Here is a 19650-nt window from a genome sequence, read left to right on the forward strand (position 1 = left end):
GAACCCACTGACAAAAGTCAGTTTTTGTATTACCAGTCGAAACCCACTCTAAAATGCAACCGCGTATCACCGCTTTCATACATACCAGCAGGTTTGGTTGCTCTCCGCCCATTTTCAAGCTCCCAGCTTGACTGCAAAACGCGGGCAAAATCCAGCCGCATAAATAACCCTCGCAAGCCTTTTACATCTACGCCAAATCCATAAGACGACAAAATATAGCGCTCAATTTGTGAAATCCTGTCGTCGGCAAAAGAAAGTGGATTACGTGTTTTGGCCAGACCATAGTCATAAAAACCCAGCAGGCGTAACTCTTTCACCCAAGAGCCAACATATTTTTGCAAGGGCGGTGTCCGCAACTCCATCGTGAGGTTGGCACCATTGTCACCGAGCGCACTGGCTTCAAGAAAGCCGCGTACGGTATCTAGGCCACCCAAAAAGAACTGCTCATTGGAAACCAAAGAGTCACCTGTGACCTGACCACCAATAGAACCGTAGGCTTGCCATTGGTATGGCAAGGTGTGTGTGTGCTCAAGCTGACCGCGCAAATAAGAAAAATTTGGCCGCGCCAAATAACGCCTAAGTGCAAACTCTTTTTCATCATTGACCAACGCTTTGGTAGAAAACACAAAGTTCAAGTCCAGTTTGGTTGTACTTGCAGAGGTAGATAGATTGCCGTTGTAGCCAATCAAAAAAGGCAAGTAAGTAATCGGATTACTGTCTAAGTCGGCACCCAATCGCCGAGTATTTTGCTGAAAATCCTTGTAATCGACACCGAGTGTCACATTGTGATTAAATCCAGAAATCGGGCTAGGCATCGGATGGATGTAGCGCAGTCCGTACAAATCCCCCCTGCCGACCACATTCAAATCACCCACCGCACTAATATCACTTTCATTAACCGCACCATAAATGGCCCAGTAGTCTCCGGCATAAGGGATCACATAGGTGGCTGAAAAGACCTTGACCTGATTTGTATCTTCAGGGGTCACCTGAAAACCTAAACCAAGGCTATGATCGCTCTGCCATAGATTGTCGTATCTCAAGTTGCCGGAAAGCCGCGTTTTAGTCGTGTTAGGCGTATAGCGATTGTTGTATTCCATACTGGCGTGTAATGGAAGCTTGTCGTCTACTTTCAAATCCACTTCGACCATGCCAGGTGTTTTGCCAGGGCGCAACACAGGCGCTACAACACGATCCTGATTGATATTCACTGAGGCAATTTGTTTCTGCACAGTTGGAAAATGTGGAACCTGACCTTCCTTGAACTCGGTCACACTTTGTCTGATCTTACCGAGAGAGTAGTACCGGGAGCCAACCACATTGAGCCGCTCAACCCTGCCTTCCAGCACGTCCAGCTTCACAAGCCCTGCATTGACTTCCTGCTCGGGAATATTCACAAATACGGTGAGATAACCCGCATCATGAAACGCTTTCTCAAGCGCACTGCGTGCCTTCTCGACATCTTCAATCGTGCGTTGCTCTCCAAGATAGGGGTAAACCGCTTTTTCAATGTCAGAAATACCCAGAACAGTATTGCCCTCAATCACATATTCAAAAATATCAAACTGATCTTTGTTTTCTGCTTGTGGTTCGACCAGTGCTTTCGCCTTAGCCTCGTCGCTAATTGTTGTGCCCCATGCATTCATCGGTTTTGGTGCAGATAGCTCGGTCTCCTCCGCATACAAGGCAAAAGACCAAAGCGCACAGGTCAAAGTTATTACACGTAGCAACAATTGCAAGCCCTTTCAAAATCAGTTGAATCGCCAAAGGCGCTTCTTAAGGCTTGCCATTTTGAGAGCACACCGTGTCACAAAGATGAAATGCGGACTAGTCCGGTGGCTGATTTGGTTAGCCCGAGTGGGTCATTGCAGCGATCCGATGAGATCAAGTCGTTTCTATAGCAATCGAATGCGAATCAATGAATCAGTGGGTGGCTGAAAAATGCGTTTGAATGGTGCTGTGTATACATCAACGAGTATTCAAAAACCAGAGCATAAATAAAAAAGCACACCTGGTAAGGTGTGCTTTAAATCAGCATACTACGACTTTTGATCGTAGTGATTACTATGACTTAGAACAACATCTGGTTTGCTTGGCAATTGTTACCACTGCGTGTCATTTTTGCCACTTCTTCACCAGCGACGCATGATGAGCCGGCCAGTGGGTTCAATGTCAAACCACGTGGAACATCAGCACAAGCCAAGCCTGCAAATGCACCCACGATCTCACCAATCACTGTCTCACCAAAAGTACCAGCAGCGGAGTTAGCCACAAATGAAACCATTTCCATGTGGAAACCATACTGGCCATTGGCAGCATTGAAACGGGCATTTGGATCATACTTAGTCGTTGTTACGTCTACCAATACGCCATTCACAGCTTCCTGAGCAGCGTAAGTCTTCCCTGCTTGTGGCATTTCAGGGTGAATTCCATCAACCTTGATAAAACGGTAACCATTGCGTGCAGTATTAACTTCTGTACGCCAGTTGTTTTCCAGCGACATAATGCCAATTACATAATCATCTTCTTGTGTTGATGTGGAATTTTTGAACTTGGACTTCAGTGAAGAGGTAGAGGAATCCTCAGTCACGATGTATGTAGGAACCTCAAGGCTTGCAGCAGATGCTGCAGATTGTGGAGGCAATGCACCCAAAATCGCAGGATCACCATTACATGGGTTCTTCAAGAAGAACGCATTTGAAGAGGCTTGTGTACCTGAAGTATCGACACGACGACCAATACGTATTTGAGCCGTTTTATTGCTCCCAATAATATTGTCCCAAGTAGCTCTTGGAACAATATTGTTCCAGTCAGTATAAGTACCAGTAATCAAGGCCGTGTATTGCGCGCTGCTGATACTAGGTGCGTTTTCTGGATCGAAACCTGGGTCTAACGCATCAGTATTTTTGGCAATTTTTTGTGCAGTTTGCAATGCGCGATACAGAGGGGCAGACACTGCAACACCAAATACCTGACCTACGTTAGCAGGTGCTTGTGAACCCACAGCACTGACATCTTTGCCAAACAATTGCGCTTCAACATCAGAAAAACCACCTGCTGGCAAGGTTGGTGCATTGTCATTTAGAGTTGCACCAACGCCAGTAGCACAAGTACGATAAACACGAACAGCAGTCTGGTTGTCATTCACACGGATAGTAGGCCCAGCCACACAGCCGTTGTTGGATAAGCTATTCAGATTTTTAAGACGAGTTAATTTAACGCCATCAACGTGGGGCGCAAATGCGTTATAAGAGCCACCAGCAATGGTGTGATACAACACTGAAACAGTGCCGCCACGCTTACAAGCATAACCAAGGTTATCGCCTGCAGAGCCTGGTCTTACAGCATTTGTGGTTGTTTGATCATGGAAGAATGACAAGGTATCTGGATCACAACCAGCAGCAAACCCCTGGAACACATTGTATGTAGGTGCAGAAGCGCCTGAAATCCAAGCTTCATGCAGGCTGCCATTTTGCTTGGCTGATTTAATATCATCTGGCGTCACTGGCACAGCAAATACTTGACCTGCCATCAAAGTGCCAGCAACAGCCAGCAACAGTTTATTTAATGTAAACATTTTCGCTTCCTTCAGTAAAAGTATCTATATGATGAGGAGCCAGCTTTTGGCTGGCTTTCAATTCATGGCTTTTAATGTTGTTCTTAAGCCTTGCGACGACGTGCAACCAGACCAATCACACCCAAACCTGCCAACAACATGGCGTAGCTGTCAGCTTCTGGAACAGGAGCAGCAAAGGTCAACACACCGGCACTGCTCAGGCTAAATGTATAGCGGCCATTTGCATTGCCCAGTGTAAATTCTGTAACTGGAGCAGGTGCGTTAGCGCCTGTAAACACTTGACGAATATCAGCTACCTCACCCAGGCGTTTTGTTGTATCGTAGCCAGTACCATTAATACGACCAGATGTGCCATAGGCCTTACTTTCAGCAAAAGCTGCTCCTGCTGTAGCAGTACTAGCACCATTTGCAACATCAGCGTGGTTACCTAAGCTCTGGTTAGCTTTCAAATAGTCATCAAAGTTTGTTAATGATGATTGCATTTGCGTAGTTGAAACAAACTTGGTACCTGATGCATAAGTAGTGATAACGTTTCTCGAACCTGCTGCACCACCTGTGTTGTCAGCAGACATTACACCCCATTGCAAAGCAGCATTATCTTGGGCAATTGACCAGAAGCTGCTCCATGCGCTTGCGTAGTCACCTTTTGTCAGATCCCAGCTCAATACACCACCATTTGCTGTTGCTTGGGAAACCATAGCGCTGAACTGGCTATTATTAAAACCAAGATCAAACAATGCAGAAACATTATTGGTGTTATCAACTACAGTCAGGAAGAAACTGGAGTCTCCACTTGCGTTCAGATCAAACGCCGCCTGTGCAGACAAGGATGCTGTAGACAACGCCAACGCGGCTACCAATGCTTTATATTGAAATTTCATAAACCTCTCCTAAGAATTATTAAAAACAGCTGAAAGAACAGACCATCAAGATGGCGATTTAAAACACAACATCAGAAATATTGTCAGGCTGGCATGTCATACATATGATTTGCAGTTAGTCCACATGGACTAGTTCAAAACAAAATAATTTGCCAGTCGATGAATCCAGCAGAGTTTAAGGAGAGGAGATGACATCCATTCAACAAAGACTAGTCCTATCGGACTATATAGGCTTGAGGACGGTACGAAATAAACGACAGCAGGTTTACTGCTTTCTATGAATTAACCCTAGTTTTAGCGCCTTGCTCGCAGCCTGACTACGATTTTCAACATCGAGCTTACGCAAAATATTCTGGACGTGGTTTTTGATTGTGAGCGGGCTGACTTGCATAATATTGCCAATTTCCCAATTGGTTTTTCCGACCAGCAACCACTCAAGCACCTCGACCTCGCGCTTGCTTAACGGCTTGACTCGACCGTTTTTGGTTGCGGTTGATAATACAGATGGGCATTTGTTAGAGGTGACTTTGACAATCGCACAGTGCAAGTGTGGCATCAACAACTCAAGCAGATGTGCAGTACGTGCGTTGGATGGAGAGCTCAAGCGACCAAACATCACCATGGTGGCAATCCGACTGTGTTCATTGCCAAATCCATGCACCACGAACCGTTTAAGCTCAGAAGCTAGCATAGGCTCGGCAGCAATTTGTTCTATTGCATAATGACTATGAACCTGTGATGCGTGTTCGGTGGTATAGAACAGAGGGGTACCAAGTTTTCCCCACTGCATAAAAGCCTGATTAACAAGACCGTCTTGTTCGTGCAACACCAGATCGAACTGCGCATCACCGAAATAACGACTAGAGGTCAGATACTCGTAATCGTAACTGGCACGCTCCATGCCACGCACAGCGATAATCACCACTTCGTGGGCAAGCAAATATTGAAAGCCACGCTGCAGCCAGTTAAATAAATGTGCACGATTTTGCAGACGAAGTGATTCCTCGATCACCTCCATAAATAGCGTGCGTTGTTCCTCATTCAGTGCCAACGTCCATTGATCATTGGCCTGATCGTTCCCTGTGATTATGGTGTCCATGTGTTGTGCACATTGATATAAATGTGCAGCAAGTGTGCTTAAAATTTGTGACACAAAAATGATTGCACAGCGTCAGTTTGTTGATGAATTAATGACAATGGATTAATACGCGGACTATTCTTTACGAAGAGAGAAATTCATCAGACAAAGCAGTCATCAAGCAACAGCAATGGTTATCGAAGCATTCACGCACTGAGCGCTCATTAACAATATAACCAGTCTACGTGTCTTAAGAATGTCACTTGCGCATGAGACTATTGAGAAATGCGAAACCTCGTAGTCAAATTGCGTGTATTTTTTGTGCTCACCTTACTGGTGTGCATTCCAGCACACGCGGCTGACGCGATTGAACATCTGGCCGGACAAATTGTACTAGACCCTTCTGATGACACAGAAATTGTGATCAGCAATACCGGGGGGACGGACACAGAAACCGAGCCAGTAATTACAGACGACGGGCGCAAAACCTTGACGGGGTCTCGTTGGTCCTCAGCGCACTTGCCCTATCAGGCAGAAGTACAAGCGGCGGCACAAGTCACACAACTCGAGCCCGCACTGATTCATGCCGTGATTGCTACCGAGTCTGGCTACGATGCCAAAGCCACCTCGCCCAAAGGTGCTTATGGCCTGATGCAGGTGATGCCTGCCACTGCTAAAACGCTGACCCCTACCCCGGTGCGTGCCTGGTCGGCCTCGCAGCAAATCTTGTGGGGATCCCGCTATTTAAAGCAACTCATGGACTTGTTTGAAGGCGATGTGGTGCTGGCACTGGCGGCTTACAATGCCGGGCCGCAAGCGGTCAAATCGCATCAGCGGACGGTGCCGCCTTATGCTGAGACTCAGCAATATGTGCCTAAGGTATTGCGCTACTATCAGGTATTTAAGTCCAAACTCATCCAGCCGCTGCATTAGCGGTTGGCCCAGGCCTCTTCCAAACTGGCCAGACTATTCGGCTCATATACAAACTTCCAGTCACTGTAATGCTTGGCCGCCTGAAAGTCGGCCTGCGCATCCTGAAAACCATTGCGACAAATGGGCACAAGCGTAGACGGACTGTAAACGCCGATGATGCGCCCATCCCTGAGGATCAGACGCATGCCCTGCTTGACCGCAAAGGGGTCTGCGTACACTTTGCGCAGATGTCTTTTTGGCACAGGAAACCGTTTGTCTTCTAACAGCTCTTCCAGACTCGCCGGGTATTGTTTAACGGCTTGCGGCGTAGATTCATAATAGCGGCCGATTGCCAGCCGGTAAGCCTCTCCCACCTCAAGCAAGAGGGCCTCATTGCTGCGCTGGGACTGTTGCTGCCAAAGGCTGGCCGCGCCCTGCATGGCAATGGCGGCAATCGCCAGGGTGACCATGATGCCTAAATACGAAAAGCCTCGCAGGAATACGCTGCCACGCGGATAGGTGACTGCTGGTTTAACAGGCCTCATATCAAGCGACATAGCCCTGGCCCATTACCAGTCCGTATAGGCGCTGCCATCCGAAGCCTGGCCGGTCGCACTGCTATGCAAGGTATAAACGCCACCCAGCAAAGGCAGCTCTGGCGGTGTAATTACCCAGGTATCGTTATGCTCCGAGATAGGGTCCCAAGGTAATTTGTCCAGATAGCGCTTGTCCACTAGCTCCTGCAAGCTTTCCGGGTATTGCCCCTGATCGGCATAAAACTCATCCAGCGCCTTGCGCGTGGTAATTAACTGTTGTTTGAGCGCCTGCTCTTTGGCGCGTTGTACACCAGAAAAATAGCGCGGTAGTGCCAGCGACAGTAACAAGGCTAAAATCGACAGCACCACCAATAATTCCACCAGAGTGAAACCACGCCACCGCCGCCAACGATTACCACTGCGCATAGGGAACTCCATTCAGGCCGATGCGCGGGCTCAGTGAATACACATCATAGACATCCTGGTTATAGCGCGGCTGGTCGGGTGGACTGTCATAACTACGCAAGCCCCAAGCCGCCACTGGTGCAGTGTCGTCGCGCTTATTGAGCATGGGATCAAAAGGGATGCGCCTTAAAAAACGTAATTTTTTGTGCTTGGGGTCTTTAAGATCGTCGACGCCCTCGACCAACACTTGCAAGTTGGGCGGGTAACCGCTGGCATCTGAATTTTTTTTCACACGGCCATCCTCCGCCGCCTTTTTATAGGCATCAATCGCGCGGCGGATATCATGCAAATGTGTACGCAACTGTTGTTCTTTTTGCCGCTGCACGGTGACTTGTATCATGGGCGTGGCAATGCTGGCCATGATGGCGATAATCGCCAGTGACACCATGAGCTCAATCAACGTGAATCCACAGCCTGGGCAAGCACTAGACTGCAAGCACGCGCGTTGGCGCATCAGGGGATCTCCTTGGGCGCTGGCAAACTGGTCGTGCCCTGTTCGGGCAAGTCCCTGATATTGTTTGAAAGACCATCCGCTGAGGGCGTCGCTTGTGGCGCGGCGTTTATATTGGCCGGTGTCGTGTCTGGCGCGGGTAAGGCCGGTTCAGGCGGCGGCGCAGCGTCAGGCGTATCATTGGCGGGCTCATTGGCAGGTGTGCTGCTGCCCTCATTTAACTCATTTTGTCGCTGTAACTGCAGCTCACGGATTTGCTGGCTACGATTGAGTGAAGGCGCAGCAGGCATGCTGTTCATCAGTGGTTTGTCTGAAATCACGCTGTCGGTGCCACTCCAGTACTCAGAGAAGGTGGCTTCTGGCAAAGTGACGTTACTGATAACCTTGGGCGTAATCGCCAACACAATTTCTGTTTTACTCTTGTCATCGGTGTTGTTGGAGAACAGGCGGCCCAAGATCGGGATTTCGCCCAGCCCAGGTAATTTGGTTGCGTTCTTGCGCTCGGAATCCTGGATCAAGCCGGCCAGGATCTGCGTTTCGCCATGCTTAAGCCGCAGGATGGTGCTGGCATTGCGGGTACCAATATTGTAAACCTTGGAGTTATTGCTCAAGGTCACAGCCTCACCCAGTGAGCTGACTTCGAGGTTCACCTTGATGCTGACAAAATCATCCAGCATGATGCGCGGCTCGACCTCGAGCTTGAGGCCAACATCGACATAGGACACGCTCTCGGAGGTCCCCACATTGGCCGTGGTGTTAGTGGTGATCACTGGTACCTTGTTACCCACCAGCACCTTGGCTTTTTCGTTATTTTTGACGCGGATACGCGGATTGGATAACAGATTCAAATCACTGTCTGTGGTTTTGAACTGTACGCCAGGGTTAGGGCTGACGCCAATATCACTCGACTTGATGCTCTTGAGCGCTTCCAGCGTCAAAGGGCTATTAAGCACCGTGAGTGAGGTGGGATAGCTGATGCCCAGTTGTTGCAACTTGCCACGCGTGACTTCCATCACCTCAATTTCGAGCATGACCTCAGGGTCGGCAATATCCTGCGCCTTGATCATTTTTTCTGCCAAGGCCAACACTTCCGGCCGGTCACGCAACACCAGCATGTTCAGGCGCTCATCGACATACACATCACGGATTTTTAAAATCGTCCGTAACATATCCGCGCACTGCTTGGCACTGGTGTTGGCAAAATAAAAGTTACGGATCAACAGGTCCTGATAGTCCTTGTTCTTTTGCTGGGTGGCCGGATACACCAACACACTGGTGGGTGACAGCACTTTTTTCTGCAAGCCGTTGCTGGCTAGCACCATCTCCACCGCCTCTTCAATTGGCATTTTCTTGACGAACACCGAGGCCTTGGTCTCGGCTTTAATGTCTTTATCCAGCACAAAATTAATCCCGGTGGCTTTGGACAATGCCTCAAACACTACCTTGATGTTGGCATCCCGCAATTCCAGCGTGACCGGTTTGTTGATGGCGGTTTGCAATTGCGGCAGGCTGGCACGTGCACGCGGCTCCATGGCTATCAGTTGCTTTTCCAGCGCCTGGGCTTCGCTATTGGTCGGTTGCTCCAACAAAATATCCCGCACTTCCTTGAGTGCCTGCTTGGGCTGGTTGATATGCTGCTTGGCAATCTCTAACTGCTTGCGCAGCACAATTTCACGATCACTGGCACGCGCATAATCCAGCGCTTTAGGTTGATAAGGATCCAGCGTCAGGATGCGGGCATAAGCTTGCTTGGCGGTGGCAATATCGCCTTTGGCATCTGCCGCAGCGGCGTCCGCCAGCAAGGCGTTGATTGCCAGCTCACGCTCGCGAAACCAGCGGTTGCGCAAAGTCACATCCGCAGGATGCTCTGCCACCTGTTGGGCCAGCTCTTGGACTTTGCCTTCCGGGGTCGTCGCCGTCAGTTTGGGCGGAAACAGGCCGCACGATGACAGTACCAGCGTACAGGCAGCGAAAGACAAACTGCGTGGCACGCTTGACCATGATCGCAGACTTGGATTCAAAACATTCATTGGTTTAACATTTCTTCTGTTGGATTGTTTTCTGGCTCAACCTGACGCGTGGTTGCGGCTTTGCTTTTACTCAACACCACCCCTTTGTTTAATGGCAGGTAGGTGAAATACACCGCCAGCATATCCTCGCGGTCCAAGCGCCATTGCGTATCGACCTGAGAGCCCAGTTTGGGCATCAACATCTTTTTCTGCTGCATTAAAATCACCAAGTCGCCCCCCGGCATCTCCTTGAGACTACCGACATAGCTATAAGGCAAAGGCGGCGCCTGCGGCGGAGGCGGTGGGGGCGGCTTGACCGGGGGCGGTAACCATTCATGCGCCGCAAATAGCACATGCGCAGGCTTGCCCGCGGGTAACTGGCGCTTGAAATACGCGGCCTCTGGCATGGCAGCGGTTTCCACTTGAGGGCTGGCAGTTTGACTGCTCGCCACACGCGCTGACGGCTGATGCGTATCCGCGCTGACTGGCACAGACTCAGCCACTGCTACTTTCTTGGCAGGTCTGACCGCAACCAGATCAAGCTCCGCTTGAGGCGCTGCCGACCATTGCCAGTAGACCAGGCCCAACGTCAACAGCAAGGCCAGCCAAATCACGGGCGAAGTCGAGGATTTGGCGCTAACTGCCATGCTTGCGCCCTCCCCGGATAAACACTGAAAACGTCAGCGTCGCGTCCAGCATCGGCTGCATGGTCTCGTTTTTGCGCAACTCGAGGCCAGTCAAGGCCATGGCAGGATATTGCCGCAACACATCGACAATAAACTGCCGGCAAGTCAGGTAATCGGTCTGAATATTGAAGCGCATGTCATATTGCTGAATCTCCTGCGTGGCGTCACTGGCGGCATGCAGTTGCCACTGGTAATCGCCCACATTCAAGGCCATCTGGCGTTTTTGCGCCAGGCGCGCAATCTGCATCATGCGTGGCGACAGGTCGGCAAACTCTGGTAATTGCTGCCATAAGGCGGCCAGGTATTCCGGCGCACTTTCGCTCACCTCCGGTTTGACAATGACGGTTGAGACCGGGGCCACAGGTGCTACCGCTTGACTCTCAAGCTGCTGGATGGCTTGCGTGAGCAAGGCAATTTGCGCCGTTGTGGCAGACTGCTGCTGCGACAACACGCCCCATAAGATGAGCAACAAGACGCTCATCAGCATGGGCAGCCAGCCAAGATACCAAGCCGCACGCCGTAGCAGCCAGACCATAGTCAGGGCCGAGAACATACGTGCCGATTTCATGGTTGCCAGCCCCCTTGAATTTCGAAGCTGACCGGGCGCTGCGGATGGCTGTCATTGACCTGGTGTTTTTGCAAATGCACCTCATGCAGCGTCGTCAGGCCTTGCAAGTGACTCACATAATTCAATAACGCCGCGTAGCTCTTCGCCTCGCCCGACAACACAAATTGGCCGCGATTGGCATCAGGGGTCAATTGCAACAACGCGATATCGGCGACCTGGCTCGCTTCTAGCGCCTGCAACAAGTCAAACCAGCGCACATTGAGTTGCTGCACAATTTTTTGCGCCGCCTTTTGTTGCGGCTGGCTTAATACCGCTACCGGCTTGATGTTGGCTTGACTCAGTGGGTGTTGCTCAGTACGCGGTGCAGCGCCCTGCATTGCGGACTGCTGCTCGGTCAGTTGCTGCTGCCGCGCTGTGAGTAACTGCAAGTGAGAGGTTTGCTCGGCCTCTTCGGCATAGGTGAGCCATACCGTCATCAATAATGCTGCCACCAGCGCCAGTCCTGGCCAACGCACACGTTGCCAGGCAAATAACGGACGCGCAAAATCCATATGATACTCAGGCTGCGGCCACATGACTGACCTCCTGACGCAACTGAGTGAGTGATCTCGCTGATGGCAACAGCTGCCAGTTGACCTGGCCCGCCAAAGCTTGTTTGAGGCGATGACCGGTATTTAACGCCCTGTGGTTGCCGGGCTCGGTTACCCAGTAACATGCTGACGCCTGCACGCCCAGCAAGGTACGCTCACGCAACACCCAGTCTGCCATGGTTTCCACTGCCTGCAGAGAGGTCGCCAGCCCGGCCACATGCATGATACGACCTTGCTCAAGCTGCAACAGTCTGAGCATTTGCGGCTCTGCGGTTAGCACGGTGCCGGTTTTGGGCAGCCTAGTGTTGGCCCACAAGGCGCAAGCATAGGCTTGCACCTGCCATTGCAGGGCATGCGGACGTAACAACGCAGTCCAATCCAGTGTCTGCAACACCGGGATAGCCACCAGCAGGCTATCTTGTGGTTGGCAAACATCCTGTAAGCGGAAAGGCCAGCTACGTGCGGCTTCACCATAAGTTTGCATAAGCATGGCGCGCGCATAGGCTTGCTGATCCTGCCCGCTCCAGTCAAATGCCTGCAGACCTTGGGTCATGGCAGGCAAGCGCATCAGATGCACATGCTGGTCAGCGAGATAGAGTTCTATCTTTTGCCAGCGTGTGGCTGGCAACTGTGCCAGCACTGCCTGTAATGCTGGCTGCAGCGCAAGCGCATCTGCGCCTGACCAGGCAGTCGTCGCAAAGACAGGGGACGAAGCAAAGCCCGCCGGAATATGTTCGGCCTGCAACTGGTCAGACAACACCAGGATCCGCGTCAGGCCAAGTACGCTGAACTCAGGCAACAAACGTGACACGGTTAACCTCCTGCAAACTGGTCATGCCTTCAGCCACGGCGCTGATCGCCGCCTCGCGGATGGTACGCATGCCATTTCTGGCAGCCGCCTCTTTCAACTGGCGGATCGGCTGGCGGGCAATAATCATCTCGCGCAACTCGTCATTAAGCACCAGTATTTCGGCCACCGCTTTACGGCCTTTGTAACCCGTGCCGCGGCAATGGCCACAGCCCTTGGCATGCATAAACTGCATGCTGGCGGCCTGCTCAGCACTTAAGCCAGAGGCACTCAGTAAATCAGCATCCGGCACAAACGGTTCGGCACAATGCGGGCACAAGGCGCGCACCAGGCGCTGGGCAATAATGCCATTCACTGCTGACACAAAATGGTAAGGGTCTACGCCCATATGCATGAAACGGCCGATGACATCGAGCACACTGTTGGCATGCACGGTAGAAAACACCAGATGGCCAGTCAGCGCCGCTTGGACGGCAATTTGCGCAGTCTCGGCATCGCGGATTTCACCCACCATAATCTTGTCCGGGTCATGCCGCAGAATTGACCGCAGGCCGCGCGCAAAGGTCAGGCCTTTTTTCTCATTGACCGGGATTTGCAGCACGCCAGGTAACTGGTACTCAACCGGGTCTTCAATGGTGATGATCTTGTCAAACCCCGTATTCACCTCTGAGATGGCGGCATATAAAGAGGTGGTTTTACCACTGCCGGTCGGGCCAGTGACCAGCACCATGCCATACGGCTCGCTGGCTAATTTGCGGAATCTGGCAATCACATCGGCATCAAAGCCCAGCGCTTTCAAACTCAAGCCTTGCGCCTGCTCGGTCAAGGCCTTGCGGTCCAGCACCCGCAGTACGGCATCCTCGCCAAACGCACTGGGCATGATAGAGACACGGAAATCAATCAGGCGGCCCATGGCATGCACTTTAAAGCGGCCATCTTGCGGAATCCGGCGCTCAGCAATATCGAGTTGCGCCATGACCTTGATCCGCGAAATAGCCTGCTCGGCACTGTCCAGACCGGGGCTATTGGCGATGCTGGCCATCACGCCGTCAATCCGGTATTTCACGGCCAGACCGCCTGCATGCGTTTCGAGGTGGATATCGCTGGCGCCGGTTTTGAGGGCATCATATAAGGTGGAGTTAATCAGCTTGACGATGGGGTTGGCATCTTCGTGAATGGACTTGAGCGAGAGCTGCATGACCAGCTCGTCCTCGCCTTCTTGCATTTGCTCACTGGGCAAACCTACGCCATCCATGGCGCGCATGGTCTCTTCTTCACCCGCGAGGTAGGCGCTAATCTCCAGCCGATGTGCCAGCTGCCAGACAAACGGCTGCTTTACGGCATGCTGTACCCACAACGGCAATTGGCGGTTAAACGGGTCAGCAAACACGAGAATGAGTGTTTTTTGCGCGTCATAAAACGCCAGACACTCTTTTTGCTGCGCTTCGTTATAACTGATGACTTCAAAAGCTACCTGCCACTCGCGCATATCGCGCATGGTGGCGACCGGGTAATGCAGCAAGTCAGCCAGTTGGCTCACCAGAATTTCAGTGTCCACCGGGAGCAGGTCTTCGAGCACCTCGATCACGCGCCGTTGCTGTTGCAAGGCCTGCGTTTGTGCTTGCGATAATAGTTCTGCAGAGAGCGACTGTAGTGGCTCAGCAGGCACGTGCTGATTGGGGAGAGGCTGGTTCATTGAATTTGTCCTGCCAGTTCAAAAATGGGCATATACAGCAACAGCACCACCACGCCGATCACCAGGCCAATAAACAGCATGAGCAAGGGCTCAAACAGCCGGGTAAACCAGTCTATCCAGCGTGCCAACTCTTCATCATAAAAGCTGGCGATGCGGTCCATCATTTGTGCCACATTACCCCCGCGCTCGCCCACCAGCAACATGCGCTCGCCAATCGGCGTCGTCATGCCGTTGACCTGGAAGGCTTGCGACAGGGGTTGGCCCTGGCTAATCATGGTTTGTGCCTGCTTGAGACTCAGCGCAAGACTGCTATCCAGCAATCCTTCCAGCGAATCAAGCGCCACCATCACTGGGGTCCCTCCCGCCAGCAACATCCCCAACGTGCGGTAAAAGCGTGCCAATTGATAGAGTTGCAGCTTTTCACCGATGGCAGGAATACGCCACAAGGTGCGTAACATCCACTGCCGCATGGCTGGATGTTTCAATAACACGACCAGCATGACCAATACACTGCCCAGTAGCGTCAACATGAGCTCGCCATGCTGGGCAATCAGGCTGCCCCATTGCAGCATCAGCTGCGACATCCAAGGCAAGTCTGCCCCCGTGCCTTCGTAGACACTGCTGAATTTAGGCACGACAAAGCCCATCAAAAACGCAATGACCAAGCCGCCAACCACGATGAGCAGCAGCGGGTAAATTGACGCGCTGACGATTTTCTTTTTGAGTAATGACACCTGATTGTCATAAGCGATATAGCGAGACAAGGCATTGCCCAGGTCGCCCGTGCGCTCGGCGGCTTTCACCGTGGCGATGTAGAGGGGCGGAAATACCGCAGACTGCCGCTCTAGGGCCGCAGAAAACGACTTACCCTGCTGCAGTGATTGCAAGATGCCTTGTAAAACACCGCGTGTATGATCCTGCCGCAAAGCCAGTGCATCAATGGCTTCGACGAGGTTCAAGCCGGAATCGAGCAAGGCCAGCAACTCCTGGCTGAACAAAGCCAACGGAAACGCCTGGCGCTTGGCTATTTTGCCCTGCTTTTGTGCCTGCAGCGAGACCAGCAACAAGCCTTTCGCCTTTAACTGGGCGTAAGCATCCTGCTCATCATCGGCTTGCAGCTCCACCATGGTCAGGGTGCTGCCATTCAACACTTTTGCCTGATAGTGCATGGCATTTACCAGTTGCTGATATCCTGCGCTTCGTCACTGCCACCGACCTGGCCATCCTTACCCAGGCTGTAGAGATCATACTCGCCGTGCTGGCCGGGCATACGGTATTGGTAAGGCTTGCCCCAAGGGTCGTTGGGCACTTCTTTTTTCAAATAAGGGCCGGCCCAGTTTGGCTGGTTATCTGGGTTATTCATCAGGGCCGTCAAACCTTGTTCGGTACTCGGATAATGCCCGACATCCAGACGGAACTGATCCAGAGCCTGCTCCAGCGCGGCGATCTGCGCTTTGGCCGTTTTGACTTCTGACTTGCCAATCTGCTGGAAATATTTGGGGCCGACATAGCCGGCCAACAGGCCGATAATGACCATCACCACCAATAACTCCAGCAAGGTAAACCCGCGATTACAACGGATAGCAAGACTAGCCATCGAAAATACTCCATGAAAATTTGATGACAATACTAAGCAGATTAGATTGCAGAAAAGTGGCGGTAATATGACAGACTGTCACAATTGAACAGAGGCGATGCCAAGCACAGCCATAAAAAAATCAGGCCGAATGGCCTGATGATTCAAACGTGATATTAGAAAAGGAAACGTCTGGTAGTTGAACGGGCTATTCGCCCAAAAAGCCACCACTCTGATGCGTCCATAATTTGGCGTAAATCCCATCTTGCGCCAACAAGGCCTGATGGGTGCCGGTTTCGACCACCCGCCCCTGATCCAGCACAATCAATCGGTCCATGGCCGCAATGGTAGACAAGCGGTGCGCAATCGCAATGACGGTTTTACCTTCCATCAACTGCGACAAATGATGTTGAATAGCGACCTCGACTTCAGAATCCAGGGCACTGGTGGCCTCATCCAGCACCAGAATCGGTGCATTTTTCAGCATGACACGGGCAATGGCAATGCGCTGCCGCTGGCCACCGGACAGCTTAACCCCGCGCTCACCGACATGGGCGTCATAGCCGGTACGGCCTTTGGCGTCGCGCAAGGTGAGGATAAATTCATGTGCCTCGGCCCGCTTGGCAGCCACTATCATCTCTTCATCGCTTGCATCTGGGCGGCCATATAAAATATTTTCCCTGACGGAGCGGTGTAATAGAGAAGTATCCTGCGTCACCATACCAATCTGTTGCCGCAAGGAGTCTTGTTTCACTGAGGCGATCGATTGCCCATCGATACGAATATGCCCGGCCTGAATGTCATAAAACCGCATCAGCAAATTGACGATGCTAGACTTGCCCGCGCCAGAGCGGCCGACCAGGCCGACACGCTCTCCGGGGCGGATATGCAAATCAAACTGCTTCAAGAGCGGTGGTTGCTTGTCATAAGCAAACTCCACTTTCTCAAATACGACTTCCCCCTTAGGGACGTTTAACGCGACGGCATCTGGCTGATCGAGCACGCGGTTTTCAATCGACAGCGTATTCATGCCATCTTGTACGGTGCCAATTTGCTCGTACAACGAGGTCAGCTCCCACATGACCCAATGTGAAATGCCATTTAAGCGCAAGCTCATCGCCATTACGGCCGCAACCGCACCGGCAGCGACCAGGCCCTGTGACCACAGCCATAGCACCATGCTGCCACTGGCAATGATCAAACACATATTTAAAAAGTGATTGATACTCTCGACACAGCTCACCATGCGCATTTGCCCATGCACGGTATCCAGAAACTCTTGCATGGCAGATTGCGCATAGCAGGCCTCGCGCCCGGCATGCGAAAACAGTTTAACCGTGGAAATATTGGTATAGGCATCCGTAATCCGGCCGGTCATCAGAGAACGCGCATCTGCCTGATGCTGCGAGACTTTGGCTAAACGCGGAATAAAATAAACCAGCGCGCAGGCATACAAGCTTAACCAGCCTAAAAACGGCAAAACCATCCAAGGATGAAAGCTGCCCACCACCGTGACGATGGTAGTGAAATACAGCAACACATACACCATGATATCGGCCAGAATAAACCAGACCTCGCGCACAGCCAATGCAGTCTGCATCACTTTCGCCGACACGCGGCCAGCAAACTCGTCCTGATAAAACCCCATGCTTTGATTGAGCATATGCTGATGAAACTGCCAGCGCAAACGCATTGGGAAGTTACCAGCCAATGTCTGATGCTTGAGTAAGGTCTGGAACAGAATGACCACGGTACTGCCAACCAATACCGCCGCCACTAGCCATAATGTAGATTGATGTGTCGTCCATAATTGTGACGGTTGGATGGCTGTCAACTTATCGACCACCTTGCCCATCAAGGCAAACAGCAAAGCCTCAAACGAGCCGATACAGGCTGTCAGCAGCGTCATGATTAAAATATAACGGCGCATCCCATACGAACAGGCCCACATAAAAGGCCAGAAACGCGTAGGCAAGCGCCTCAGGATTTCGGCAGGAAACGGCGAAACCAGTGCTTCAAAACGGCTAAACAATCGCATCATCAACTACTTGGAATACACAGTACAAACGGCTTCTGCCGCAATACCTTCACTGCGGCCAGTGAAGCCCAGCTTTTCAGTCGTCGTCGCTTTGACGTTGACCTGTTCAATCGCCACATCGCAATCACTGGCAATGTTCATACACATCTGCGAAGTATGCTTGCCCAGTCGTGGCGCCTCACATATCACCGTGGCATCAATGTTACCAACCAGATAACCCTTGTTGTGAAGCAAGCGCACCACATGCCGCAAAAGCTCGCGTGAATCTATGCCTTTAAAGCGCATATCTGTTGGTGGAAAATGCTTACCGATATCTCCCAACGCGACAGCCCCTAACAAGGCATCACAAATAGCGTGTAACAGGACATCTGCATCCGAATGCCCATCCAGTCCATGACTGTGCGGGATATTCACGCCACCGATAATGCAATCCCGCCCGGTTACCAGGGCGTGCACGTCAAAACCGTGCCCAATTCTCACAGGAATCATACTTTTTGCTTTCTATGACTGGCTCATCTGCATCAACGCAGCAACCACTTGCAGGTCGTCAGGATAAGTGACTTTCATGTTTTTAAGGCTACCTTGGACTAGTTTTGGGTGATGTCCCATCCACTCCATGGCTTGCGCTTCATCGGTAGGTTGTTTTTCGATCGAGTGACTGAGCGCAGATTGCAACTCCGCATATCTGAACATTTGTGGCGTTTGAGCCTGCCATAAATGATTACGCGGGATGGTCTCTGCAATCGTGGTCTGCGTCCCGGCACGCTTTAGCGTATCGGCCAGCGGCAAAGCCAGAATCGCTCCAGTATCGTCATCACCCACGCTGTCTATTAACCGTAATAGCATCTCATGATCTATGCCAGGCCGCGCGGCATCATGCACCAGAATCCAGTCTCGCGCCTGAACTTGAGTATTCAGGGCACGCAATCCGTTTAGCACACTTTCAGCGCGGGTCGCGCCACCACACAGCAGCACGCGTGTTTTATGGCATCCCGCAAGTAAAGCGGGTTGCCAGTCCTGATCATCCTCTGCGATAACCACCGAAATGCTAGCGATGGCTGCAAACGACTCAAATGTCTGGATCACATGCTTCAACAGCGGCTCACCATTCAATGGTAAATACTGTTTCGGTCGTGATGATTGCATACGCGAACCACGACCAGCACTGGGGATTAAGACATGGTATTGAGACATCATGTCATTTTAACATGTCTCTTTTAAGGCTTTATGCTCACACGTCTATTCCGCTGAAACTCTTACTGAGATTTCTTGATAGCCCACCTGGGTCAATGACATACGCCTGTGTATTTTTTAAGATGTGTGTAAAAGAGGGAGAAGCAGCAGATCAACAACCGCTTGAGCGGTGTCAATTATATTTTACGCTGCAGTGCAGCGCTTAAGTTTTCATGGCAGTCTATTTTGAGTTGATCTTAATAGACACTTCAACCCGGTGCTTGCACCGGGTTTTTTTCTGCCTGAATTTCATTTGCCTGCCGGATACAGGCAATAAAAAAGCCCCCGACATTGCTGCCGAGGGCTTTTTAGAATAGGAGCTTGGGGATGACCTACTTTCGCATACGAAGAGTACACTATCATTGGCGCAAGTTCGTTTCACGGCCCTGTTCGAGATGGGAAGGGGTGGTTCCAAACTGCTATTGTCCCCAAACATAACTGGTAATGTTATGCATGGTGCTGATATGAATCAGCCTGCTTTAACAAATTGGAAGAAGTAAAGGATTTTGCTTTTTCAGGCATCAATGGGCAGGGTATGAAACAACT

19 protein-coding genes and 1 rRNA gene are annotated in these 19650 nt (G+C 51.4%); 1 reads left to right on the forward strand and 19 read right to left on the reverse strand.

The window, feature by feature from the left end:
• Window positions 1-29: 29 nt before the first annotated feature.
• From INP77_RS04090 to epsA, 4 genes are all read right to left on the reverse strand, one after another.
• A complete protein-coding gene (locus INP77_RS04090; RefSeq protein ID WP_228518686.1) occupies window positions 30-1730 on the reverse strand; it encodes a ShlB/FhaC/HecB family hemolysin secretion/activation protein in 1701 nt (566 codons plus the stop codon).
• A gap of 341 nt (window positions 1731-2071) precedes the next feature.
• Entirely contained in the window at window positions 2072-3577 is a 1506-nt protein-coding gene (locus tag INP77_RS04095; RefSeq protein ID WP_194747427.1) for a hypothetical protein, read from the reverse strand.
• 83 nt (window positions 3578-3660) lie between these two features.
• Complete coding sequence (locus tag INP77_RS04100) at window positions 3661-4458, reverse strand: PEP-CTERM sorting domain-containing protein (protein WP_194747428.1); 798 nt, start codon at window positions 4456-4458, stop codon at window positions 3661-3663.
• A gap of 265 nt (window positions 4459-4723) precedes the next feature.
• Window positions 4724-5557, reverse strand: coding sequence for an XrtB/PEP-CTERM-associated transcriptional regulator EpsA (gene epsA, locus INP77_RS04105; RefSeq protein WP_194747429.1), 834 nt, complete (start codon window positions 5555-5557; stop codon window positions 4724-4726).
• A gap of 264 nt (window positions 5558-5821) precedes the next feature.
• Between epsA and INP77_RS04110 the strand changes: the two genes are divergently transcribed.
• Window positions 5822-6469: a lytic transglycosylase domain-containing protein gene (locus tag INP77_RS04110; RefSeq protein WP_194747430.1), complete on the forward strand. Its 648-nt coding sequence runs from the start codon at window positions 5822-5824 to the stop codon at window positions 6467-6469.
• On the opposite strand, the gene INP77_RS04115 is transcribed toward INP77_RS04110, so the two are convergent.
• The 15 genes from INP77_RS04115 to rrf form a co-directional block, all read right to left on the reverse strand.
• The gene (locus tag INP77_RS04115) at window positions 6466-6993 is read right to left on the reverse strand and encodes a type II secretion system protein (RefSeq protein WP_194747432.1); all 528 of its coding nucleotides are present in this window, start codon (window positions 6991-6993) and stop codon (window positions 6466-6468) included. The two genes, INP77_RS04110 and INP77_RS04115, sit on opposite strands and share 4 nt — an antisense overlap.
• Window positions 6994-7017: 24 nt before the next feature.
• Window positions 7018-7410, reverse strand: a complete 393-nt coding sequence (locus tag INP77_RS04120) for a type II secretion system protein (protein ID WP_194747434.1) — start codon at window positions 7408-7410, stop codon at window positions 7018-7020.
• Window positions 7397-7903: a type II secretion system protein gene (locus INP77_RS04125; protein WP_194747436.1), complete on the reverse strand. Its 507-nt coding sequence runs from the start codon at window positions 7901-7903 to the stop codon at window positions 7397-7399. The genes INP77_RS04120 and INP77_RS04125 overlap by 14 nt, the downstream gene beginning before the upstream one ends.
• A complete protein-coding gene (locus INP77_RS04130; protein WP_194747438.1) occupies window positions 7903-9930 on the reverse strand; it encodes a secretin N-terminal domain-containing protein in 2028 nt (675 codons plus the stop codon). Before INP77_RS04130 ends, INP77_RS04125 begins: the two co-directional genes overlap by 1 nt.
• The gene (locus INP77_RS04135; RefSeq protein ID WP_194747440.1) at window positions 9927-10556 is read right to left on the reverse strand and encodes a hypothetical protein; all 630 of its coding nucleotides are present in this window, start codon (window positions 10554-10556) and stop codon (window positions 9927-9929) included. The genes INP77_RS04130 and INP77_RS04135 overlap by 4 nt, the downstream gene beginning before the upstream one ends.
• The gene (locus INP77_RS04140) at window positions 10546-11163 is read right to left on the reverse strand and encodes a hypothetical protein (protein ID WP_194747442.1); all 618 of its coding nucleotides are present in this window, start codon (window positions 11161-11163) and stop codon (window positions 10546-10548) included. Before INP77_RS04140 ends, INP77_RS04135 begins: the two co-directional genes overlap by 11 nt.
• Window positions 11160-11738 (reverse strand): hypothetical protein, encoded by a 579-nt coding sequence (locus INP77_RS04145; protein ID WP_194747444.1) that lies wholly within the window; start codon window positions 11736-11738, stop codon window positions 11160-11162. The genes INP77_RS04140 and INP77_RS04145 overlap by 4 nt, the downstream gene beginning before the upstream one ends.
• Window positions 11722-12564 (reverse strand): hypothetical protein, encoded by an 843-nt coding sequence (locus INP77_RS04150; protein WP_194747446.1) that lies wholly within the window; start codon window positions 12562-12564, stop codon window positions 11722-11724. Before INP77_RS04150 ends, INP77_RS04145 begins: the two co-directional genes overlap by 17 nt.
• Entirely contained in the window at window positions 12545-14257 is a 1713-nt protein-coding gene (locus tag INP77_RS04155; RefSeq protein ID WP_194747448.1) for a GspE/PulE family protein, read from the reverse strand. The genes INP77_RS04150 and INP77_RS04155 overlap by 20 nt, the downstream gene beginning before the upstream one ends.
• Entirely contained in the window at window positions 14254-15426 is a 1173-nt protein-coding gene (locus INP77_RS04160) for a type II secretion system F family protein (protein ID WP_194747450.1), read from the reverse strand. Before INP77_RS04160 ends, INP77_RS04155 begins: the two co-directional genes overlap by 4 nt.
• A 5-nt stretch (window positions 15427-15431) precedes the next feature.
• A complete protein-coding gene (gspG, locus tag INP77_RS04165) occupies window positions 15432-15854 on the reverse strand; it encodes a type II secretion system major pseudopilin GspG (RefSeq protein ID WP_194747452.1) in 423 nt (140 codons plus the stop codon).
• A 187-nt stretch (window positions 15855-16041) separates the two neighbouring features.
• Window positions 16042-17871 (reverse strand): ABC transporter ATP-binding protein, encoded by a 1830-nt coding sequence (locus tag INP77_RS04170; protein ID WP_194747454.1) that lies wholly within the window; start codon window positions 17869-17871, stop codon window positions 16042-16044.
• A 6-nt stretch (window positions 17872-17877) separates the two neighbouring features.
• Window positions 17878-18360 (reverse strand): 2-C-methyl-D-erythritol 2,4-cyclodiphosphate synthase, encoded by a 483-nt coding sequence (ispF, locus tag INP77_RS04175; protein WP_194747455.1) that lies wholly within the window; start codon window positions 18358-18360, stop codon window positions 17878-17880.
• Between the two features lie 12 nt (window positions 18361-18372).
• Entirely contained in the window at window positions 18373-19068 is a 696-nt protein-coding gene (gene ispD / locus INP77_RS04180; RefSeq protein WP_368667900.1) for a 2-C-methyl-D-erythritol 4-phosphate cytidylyltransferase, read from the reverse strand.
• 355 nt (window positions 19069-19423) lie between these two features.
• A 5S ribosomal RNA gene (rrf, locus tag INP77_RS04185) occupies window positions 19424-19537 on the reverse strand.
• Window positions 19538-19650: the final 113 nt, after the last annotated feature.

Origin of the sequence: Methylophilus sp. 13 (assembly GCF_015354335.1) — a bacterium.
GTDB classification, from domain to species: Bacteria; Pseudomonadota; Gammaproteobacteria; order Burkholderiales; family Methylophilaceae; genus Methylophilus; species Methylophilus glucosoxydans.